Genomic DNA, 8,062 nt, shown 5'->3' with positions numbered 1-8,062 from the left:
CAGAATTAAAAAGAATAATAAAATAAATAGTTAGAAATGCATTCAATTTAATTTCATTTTTTGTGGTAATTTATTTGTATAGATGAAAAAGTAAGCCATATATCAAGAATAACGAGGAATAAAAATGAAATACCAAGGAAGTTGTCATTGTGGGCAGGTTAGATTTGCTGTGGAAGGTGAGCTATCAGAAGCTTTGTCTTGTAATTGTTCTATCTGCCAAAAGAAAGGATCTTTACTATGGTTCTTACCTAATGATCAAGTTACGATTTATTTAAAATCTTCAGATGTTTTAGCAAATTACACCTTTAATAAACATGTGATTAATCATCATTTTTGTAAAAATTGTGGAATTCATCCCTATGCTCAAGGTATAGATGCTGAAGGTAACTCTATTTTTGCAATTAACATTCGATGTATAGATGATATTGACCTAGAGAAAATAAAAATAAATCATTTTGATGGGCGTTCTGCCTAATAGAGATAAGGATTTATTCAATGACAATAAAAAAAATATTATCTTCAAAGCAAATGGAAGCATTAATTGAATTATTAAAAAAGAGATTTGAAAAGAATTTACATCGCCATAAAGAAATAGAATGGTCTTGTGTACAAGCTAAACTAATAGAATCTCCTGATAAAGTTTGGTCTTTGAATGAAATGGAAAGTACGGGGGGAGAGCCCGATGTTGTTGCTTATGATCCACAGGCAGATGAATATCTATTTGTGGACTGTTGTATCGAGACACCTAAGGGGCGTAGAAGTCTTTGCTATGATCGTGAAGCTTTAGAGTCTAGAAAAGATCATCCTCCTAAAAATAGTGCAATAGATGTAGCTAAAGAAATGGGAGTCGAGCTTCTAACCGAAGAGCAATATCTTCAGTTGCAGCAAATAGAAGAATGTGATCTTAAAACATCAAGTTGGCTTGCAACACCAGAGGATATCCGAAAATTAGGAGGAGCGCTTTTTGCCGATCGTCGTTATGGACGAATTTTTATTTATCATAATGGTGCTCAATCTTATTATGCAGCTCGTGGATTCCGTAGTTATTTAAAGGTTTAAGCTGTAATTTTAGCTAAAGTTTTTTGCTTTGATGCTTTATGCCAACAAATTGGAGTTTCTTGCAAACTTTGATTGATCTGAAACATGACAAGATAACCCTTGGACTTAAATAAAAATATTAGGATGTCTCAAGGAATGCAACTAAATCCAATTTACTATAATGAACAGCACTTTGCTTTTGCAGATAACGTGCGTCGTTTTGTTCAAAAAGAGATAGCCCCTTTTGTGAATGAATGGGATGAGGCGGAGACATTTCCTAGAGAACTTTATAAGAAAGCCGCTGAAATTGGTTTATTAGGATTAGGTTTTTCAGAAGAATATGGTGGCATTCCAGATGCAGATCCCTTCTATTCATTACTTGCTGGTATTGAAATGGCAAAAGCTGGTTCAGGAGGCGTTCATACTTCTTTGATGGTACATACTATTGGTGCGCCACCGATTCAGTATTTTGGAAGCGATGAATTAAAGGCCAAAGTTCTTCCGGAAATTATTTCTGGTGAAAAAATTTCAGCGTTAGCAATTACGGAACCAAGTGGTGGTTCAGATGTTGCCGCACTGCAGACCAAGGCTATTCGAGAGGGTGAGTACTATATCGTTTCTGGTGAGAAAACCTTTATTACCTCAGGAATTCGTGCTGATTATTATACCGTTGCAGTTCGTACAGATCCGACTAAATCGGGTGCTGATGGTATTTCAATGTTATTGATTGATGCTCAAAGTGAGGGAATTACTAAAACGCCTTTGAAGAAAATGGGGTGGTGGGCATCTGATACAGCACATTTGCATTTTGATCAGGTAAAAGTTCCTACATCAAATCTCCTTGGTAAAGAAAATGCTGGTTTTAAAGTAATAATGAATAACTTTAATATGGAGCGTTTTTTCTTAGGAGTAGTGGCATATGGTTATGCACTAGTTTGTTATGAAGAAGCTTTAGATTGGGCGCAGCAACGTAAAACTTTTGGTAAGCGGCTAACAGATCATCAAGTAGTTCGTCATAAGTTGGTAGATATGGCAACGCAACTGACATCAACGCGGGCCTTGCTTGAAGAAACTGCTTGGAAAATGACTCAGCCAAACTTACAAGGGCCTGAGCTCGTAGCTCAAATTTCAATGCTTAAAAATGTTGCTACACGTACTATGCAATTTTGTGCTGATGCAGCTGTGCAAACTTTGGGTGGTATGGGCTTCATGCGAGGAACGAAATCTGAACGTATTTACCGTGAAGTGAAGGTCAATATGATTGGCGGTGGCGCTGAAGAAATTATGAAAGATTTGATTAGTAAGCAGTTAGGTTATTGATTTTTGAGAAGGTGGTTATTAGGCCACCTTATCTTATTCATGAATTTATTGGGACGGTTTCATCCATTTTTCATTTAAAATTGCCCATCGTTCATGATCTTTCCACTCTTTGCCACCCACTCGAAGATAATGTCGAGAAAAATCTTCTTTGATAAGCCCTGCATTCGCAACAAGACGAATTGAAGGTGTGTTTTCAGGTTATATATTTGCTTCTAATCTATGCAAATTTAGCTTTTTAAATGCTTCAATGAGCAATTTTTAAACCTTCTTTCATGTATCCTTGATCTTGACAAGGATGAAATACTTCATAACCTAAATAGGTTGAATGAAAGTGGCCGCAACAATATTCGAAATATTAAATGTTCCGATAATTGCATGACTTTCAGTTAACCAAAAAAATAATGATGTTCTTGTTGTAAGTATTGCTTAATGTCTGCTGGTGGATAAAACCAAGCTTGATGTAAGTGAGTACTGTTTTTATATGCTTCTTTAATTTCTGTAAAATCATTAGCTTGAGGTTTAAATTAATAGATTAAATTCATTTTATCGCCATCTCCCAAACCATTTCAGTTAACTCATCAATTTTGACTTTTCCTTCAGATTTATACCATGTCACTGTCCATGAAATCGCCCCACCAACTAAACGTCGCCAAATAAAGGCATCATGTTTGACCTTACCTTGAGCCCGTAATGTTTCAATAATATCTAACCAGATTTGCTCATATTCATTACGCATTTTAAGCAGGTAATCTTGTTTTTCTTTTGAAAGTGCAAACCATTCATAAACCAAAACGGCCATGGCTGCGCCAGTATCTCCAGTAATTGAAATAAGTTCTGCTTTAATCAGAGCACGTAATTGTTGTTCTGGAGCTGTAGATTGAGCTGCTGCATCTTTTAAACGAGCAAGGTTATAAATGATGGTTTGTTCCATGACATGGGCAAGGATGTCATCTTTACTTTTGAAGTGATGGAAAAGACTGCCTGATTGAATACCAATAAATTGAGCCAGTTCACGAACAGTCGTTTTGTCATAGCCTTGCTTATGAAATAAGTATGCTGCACCTTGTAATAAGCGACCACGTGGACTGTCATCAAAGCAGGAGATGTGAGGAATCTGTTCAATTGAAGTAGCAATCATGCGAAAGCTGGATCCTTTATCTAAAAATAATTAAGGGAAAATTTTGCCAAATCTCACCATGTTTCAAGGTATTTGTCGAGTTTGGCAGTTTTAGTCAATCTCACAATAACATTTTGCTCTTTACAAACCAAGCGCTTGCTTGGTAATGTTGAGTGTAATTTTTAAACAAAATAATGAGAAATAAGATGGCAATTAATCAGCAAGATGATGGCCGTGTTGTAAAAATAGGTTGTGCCTCTGGGTTTTGGGGGGATACCAATACTGCTGCTTTTCAATTGGTACATTTAACTGATATTGATTATTTAGTTTTTGATTATCTGTCAGAGATCACCATGTCGATTATGGCAAAGGCGAAAATGATAGAGCCGAAACATGGCTATGCATTAGATTTTGTCAGTCGGGTGATGGCACCTCTACTTAAAAAAATTGCAGAAAAAAAGATTAAAGTAATTAGTAATGCTGGCGGAGTTAATCCATTGGCTTGTCGAGATGCCTTGCAAAAAATAATTAAAGAATATGGTTTAGATCTGAAAGTTGCGGTGGTGTTAGGTGATGATCTTTTAGCGAAACATGAACAACTCAAGCAGCAAGATATTCAGGAAATGTTTAGCGGTGAAGCTTTGCCAGAACAGGTGGCGAGCAGTAATGCTTATCTAGGTGCGGTAGCTATTCGTAACGCTTTGAATTTAGGGGCCGATATTGTGATTACGGGGCGAGTCGTTGATTCGGCTGTGGTGCTTGCCCCTTTATTACATGAATATCAATGGTCACTCGATGACTATAACAAATTGGCTCAAGGCTCATTAGCAGGGCATGTGATTGAATGCGGTGCTCAGTGTATAGGTGGGAATTTTACCGATTGGCGATTGGTTGAGGGTTTCGACAATATGGGCTTTCCAGTCGTTGAAGTCAGTAAGGATGGTTCATTTATCGTCACTAAGCCACAAGGTACTGGAGGTTTGGTTTCTACGGCAACGGTTGCCGAACAAATTGTCTATGAAATTGGCAATCCACACGCATATTTATTGCCAGATGTAGTTGCAGACTTTAGTCAGGTGCATTTAGAACAAATAGGTGAACACCGAGTCCGTGTAACTGGTGCTACTGGGAGAGCACCCACAGCGCAATATAAAGTGAGTGCAACCTATCCTGATGGTTATCGAGTTTTAGTCAGTTTTTTAATTGCAGGTCGCGAAGCTCCACAAAAAGCACAAGTAATTGCAGATGCGATTTTGACTAAATGTGAGCGGGTTTTGGCAATGCGTTCGGTGCCACCTTTTAGTGAAAAGTCTATTGAAATATTAGGTATTGAAAGTACCTATGGGGTACATGCTCAAGCACTAAACAGTCGTGAAGTCGTGGTCAAAATCGCTGTAAAGCATATGTTTAAAGAAGCTTGCATGTTCTTTGCTTCGGAAATTGCACAGGCTTCTACAGGAATGGCTCCAGCCTTGGCAGGTATTGTGGGTGGGCGACCAAAAGCGTCTCCAGTCATTAAATTATTTTCTTTTTTAATTGATAAAAAACAAGTTAATGCCGAAATCGATTTTGAGGGGAGTCGTTATCCAGTTGAGATACCTCAAAACTCTTCTACACAGAAATTCAGTACGTTAGCAGCAGGTGAAAGTGCAGTTTATCAAGGCAATGAAATTGAAGTTCCTTTGATTGAAATTGCGCATGCTCGTAGTGGTGATAAAGGCAACCATAGCAATATTGGTGTGATTGCGCGTAGAGCAGAGTATTTACCATGGATTCGTGCAGCACTGACTGAACAAGCTGTTGGCAGTTATATGCAACATGTTTTAGATGCTGAAAAAGGACGTGTAATTCGCTATGAGTTGCCGGGTTTAAATGCACTGAATTTTATGCTCGAAAATGCCTTGGGCGGTGGTGGTGTGGCGAGCTTGCGTATTGATCCGCAAGGCAAAGCCTTTGCTCAACAATTATTAGATATGCCGGTAAAGGTTCCTGCAAATCTTTTAGAAAAATAATAGAAATGGATGAAATAAAGATGGGTTATCAATCAATTTTTAGACAGGATGCGTTTACCAATAAGGTTGTCATTGTGACAGGTGGCGGTTCTGGAATCGGCCGTTGTACCGCACATGAGCTGGCCGCTTTAGGTGCTCAAGTCATTATTACAGGGCGTAAAATTGAAAAATTGGAAAAAGTCAGCCAAGAAATCACAGACGATGGTGGGTTCGTTCATTTCATTGTGTGTGATAACCGTGAAGAAGAACAAGTGAAAAGCATGGTTGCCGAAGTGATTGAAAAGTTCGGCAGACTAGACGGCTTGGTGAATAATGCAGGTGGTCAGTTTCCATCAGCTTTAGAAAATATCTCTGCAAATGGTTTTGATGCAGTTGTTCGTAATAACTTGCACTCAACTTTCTATTTAATGCGTGAAGCTTATAACCAATGGATGGCAAAACATGGTGGCAGTATTGTCAACATGACTGCGGATATGTGGGGTGGCATGCCAGGAATGGGCCATTCAGGTGCGGCACGTTCTGGAGTCGATAACCTTACTAAAACAGCATCTGTCGAGTGGGGTAAATCCGGCGTTCGAGTGAATGCAGTTGCGCCAGGTTGGATTGTATCATCTGGTATGGATAATTATAGCGGTGATTTTGCGAAAGTGATTATTCCAAGCCTTGCTGGCAATGTTCCTTTAAAACGAATGGGAACTGAGTCGGAAGTTTCATCAGCAATTTGTTATTTATTATCTGATGCGGCAGCTTTTGTGTCAGGCGTGACTTTGCGTATTGATGGTGCTGCATCGCACGGTACACGTATGTATCCACTAAGCGAGGCCACAAATAGTGAATCTTATAATGGTTTCCACCGTGCATTTATCCCAGAAATTTTTAAAAAAGATGAAGCTGGAAAAGCAGAGCAATGCTCTGCCCAGCTGCAAGACGACAAGCTAGGCTTGGAGTGAGGAATAACGATGACAAGTCTTCCATCTGAGATTGCGATAGGTAGTGAACAGTATCAAAAAAATAAAGATGCATTACTTGCTCAGTTGAGTGAGGTAGGTGCAATTCAGCAAAAAAGTATTGATAAATCATATGCTGCTAAACCGAAGTTCGATAAAAAAGGCAAGATTTTGCCGCATGAACGTGTGCGATTATTGTTAGATGCCGATTCTCCGTTCATTGAACTTTGTGGCTTGGTTGGCTACAACATGCATGATGATAAAGATGGCTCGGAAGCTGGCGGCGGTGTGATTGCTGGCATTGGTTTTGTCAGTGGTGTGCGTTGTTTAGTATCTGCAAGCAATAGTGCAATTAAGGGTGGGACGATGTCACCCATGGGTGTACAGAAAACTTTACGTTTGCAAAAGATTGCCCTAGAGCAAAAACTCCCTTTAATTACGTTGACTGAAAGTGGTGGTGCAAACTTAAATTATGCTGCGGAAGTATTTACCTATGGTGGTATGACTTTTGCCAATCAGGCTCGTCTATCTGCGGCAGGTATTCCTCAATTAGCTGTAGTACATGGTAATGCAACAGCGGGTGGTGCTTATCAGCCCGGTCTTTCAGATTATGTGATTGCAGTACGTAAACAAACCGAGATGCTTCTTGCAGGTCCTCCTTTATTGTTGGCTGCTACTGGCGAGGTTGCAACTGCTGAAGAATTGGGTGGGGCAGAAATGCATGCTCAAATTGCTGGTACAGCAGAGTATTTAGCAGAAAATGATGCCGATGGTATTCGGCTTGCACGTGAAATTTTTGAGCATCTCAATTGGAAAGAACAAATTAAGCCAGTTGAAGCGGTCTATAAAGAACCTCGTTATGATGTTGATGAATTATTAGGTGTCATTCCAAATGACCCTAAACAACCCTTTGATATGAAAGATGTGGTTGCTAGAATTATTGATGATTCAGATTTCCTTGAGTTTAAACAAGAATATGATGATTTAACTGTTTGTGGTTGGGCCAAAATTGGTGGATTGCATATTGGTATTATTACCAATAATGGTCCGATTACGCCTCAAGGGGCAGCGAAGACAGCTCAGTTTATTCATTTATGTGAACAAACCAAGCGTCCGTTATTGTTTTTGCACAACACCACAGGTTTTATGGTCGGAACTGATGCTGAGCAAAATGGCATTATCAAACATGGCTCAAAACTCATTCAGGCTGTTGCCAATTGTACCGTGCCTAAAATTTCGATTGTTGTTGCAGGCTCGTATGGTGCAGGGAACTATGCGATGTGTGGTCGGAGCCTGTCTCCAGACTTTATTTTTGCTTGGCCAAACTCGCATGTTGCGGTGATGGGGGCTGCTCAGGCTGGAAAAGTATTACGTATTGTGGCGGAAGGAAAGCAAAAAGCTTCGGGTCAAGAACCTAATCCTCAAATGCTTGACTTCCTTGAGCAAAGTACAACTATAAAACTGGAACAACAGTCTACCGCGCTTTTCAATACAGCCATGATGCATGACGACGGCATTATTGACCCGCGAGATACCCGAAAGCTACTGATTTTCCTTTTACAGACTATTTATGAAGCACAACAGCGAGAGCTAAATCCAACTCGTTTTGGTGTATCTCGTTTTTAATC

At 39.4% G+C, this 8,062-nt stretch carries 7 protein-coding genes and 1 pseudogene; 6 read left to right on the top strand and 2 right to left on the bottom strand.

Annotated elements, in window-relative coordinates:
* Positions 1-124 precede the first annotated feature (124 nt).
* The 3 genes from I5515_RS17280 to I5515_RS17270 all read left to right on the top strand — a co-directional run bounded on the left by I5515_RS17280 (position 125) and on the right by I5515_RS17270 (position 2,358).
* The gene (locus tag I5515_RS17280; protein WP_199968978.1) at positions 125-475 is read left to right on the top strand and encodes a GFA family protein; all 351 of its coding nucleotides are present in this window, start codon (positions 125-127) and stop codon (positions 473-475) included.
* A gap of 20 nt (positions 476-495) precedes the next feature.
* Complete coding sequence (locus I5515_RS17275) at positions 496-1,059, top strand: DUF4256 domain-containing protein (RefSeq protein ID WP_199968976.1); 564 nt, start codon at positions 496-498, stop codon at positions 1,057-1,059.
* 135 nt (positions 1,060-1,194) lie between these two features.
* The gene (locus I5515_RS17270) at positions 1,195-2,358 is read left to right on the top strand and encodes an acyl-CoA dehydrogenase family protein (protein ID WP_199968974.1); all 1,164 of its coding nucleotides are present in this window, start codon (positions 1,195-1,197) and stop codon (positions 2,356-2,358) included.
* 45 nt (positions 2,359-2,403) lie between these two features.
* Here I5515_RS17270 and I5515_RS17265 read toward each other — a convergent pair.
* Positions 2,404-2,852: pseudogene (locus I5515_RS17265) on the bottom strand (GNAT family N-acetyltransferase).
* A gap of 44 nt (positions 2,853-2,896) precedes the next feature.
* Entirely contained in the window at positions 2,897-3,496 is a 600-nt protein-coding gene (locus I5515_RS17260; protein WP_199968972.1) for a TetR/AcrR family transcriptional regulator, read from the bottom strand.
* 185 nt (positions 3,497-3,681) lie between these two features.
* Here I5515_RS17260 and I5515_RS17255 point away from each other — a divergent pair, with 185 nt between their 5' ends.
* Genes I5515_RS17255 through I5515_RS17245 form a run of 3 tightly spaced genes read left to right on the top strand, consistent with a single transcriptional unit; the run spans position 3,682 to position 8,060 of the window.
* The gene (locus I5515_RS17255) at positions 3,682-5,487 is read left to right on the top strand and encodes an acyclic terpene utilization AtuA family protein (protein WP_199968970.1); all 1,806 of its coding nucleotides are present in this window, start codon (positions 3,682-3,684) and stop codon (positions 5,485-5,487) included.
* Between the two features lie 20 nt (positions 5,488-5,507).
* Positions 5,508-6,437: an SDR family oxidoreductase gene (locus tag I5515_RS17250; protein ID WP_199968967.1), complete on the top strand. Its 930-nt coding sequence runs from the start codon at positions 5,508-5,510 to the stop codon at positions 6,435-6,437.
* Between the two features lie 9 nt (positions 6,438-6,446).
* Positions 6,447-8,060, top strand: coding sequence for an acyl-CoA carboxylase subunit beta (locus tag I5515_RS17245; RefSeq protein ID WP_199968965.1), 1,614 nt, complete (start codon positions 6,447-6,449; stop codon positions 8,058-8,060).
* Positions 8,061-8,062: the final 2 nt, after the last annotated feature.

The sequence above is a fragment of the Acinetobacter calcoaceticus genome (genome assembly GCF_016508255.1).
Taxonomy (GTDB): domain Bacteria; phylum Pseudomonadota; class Gammaproteobacteria; order Pseudomonadales; family Moraxellaceae; genus Acinetobacter; species Acinetobacter calcoaceticus_E.
This window is presented reverse-complemented; position numbering and strand designations above follow the sequence as displayed.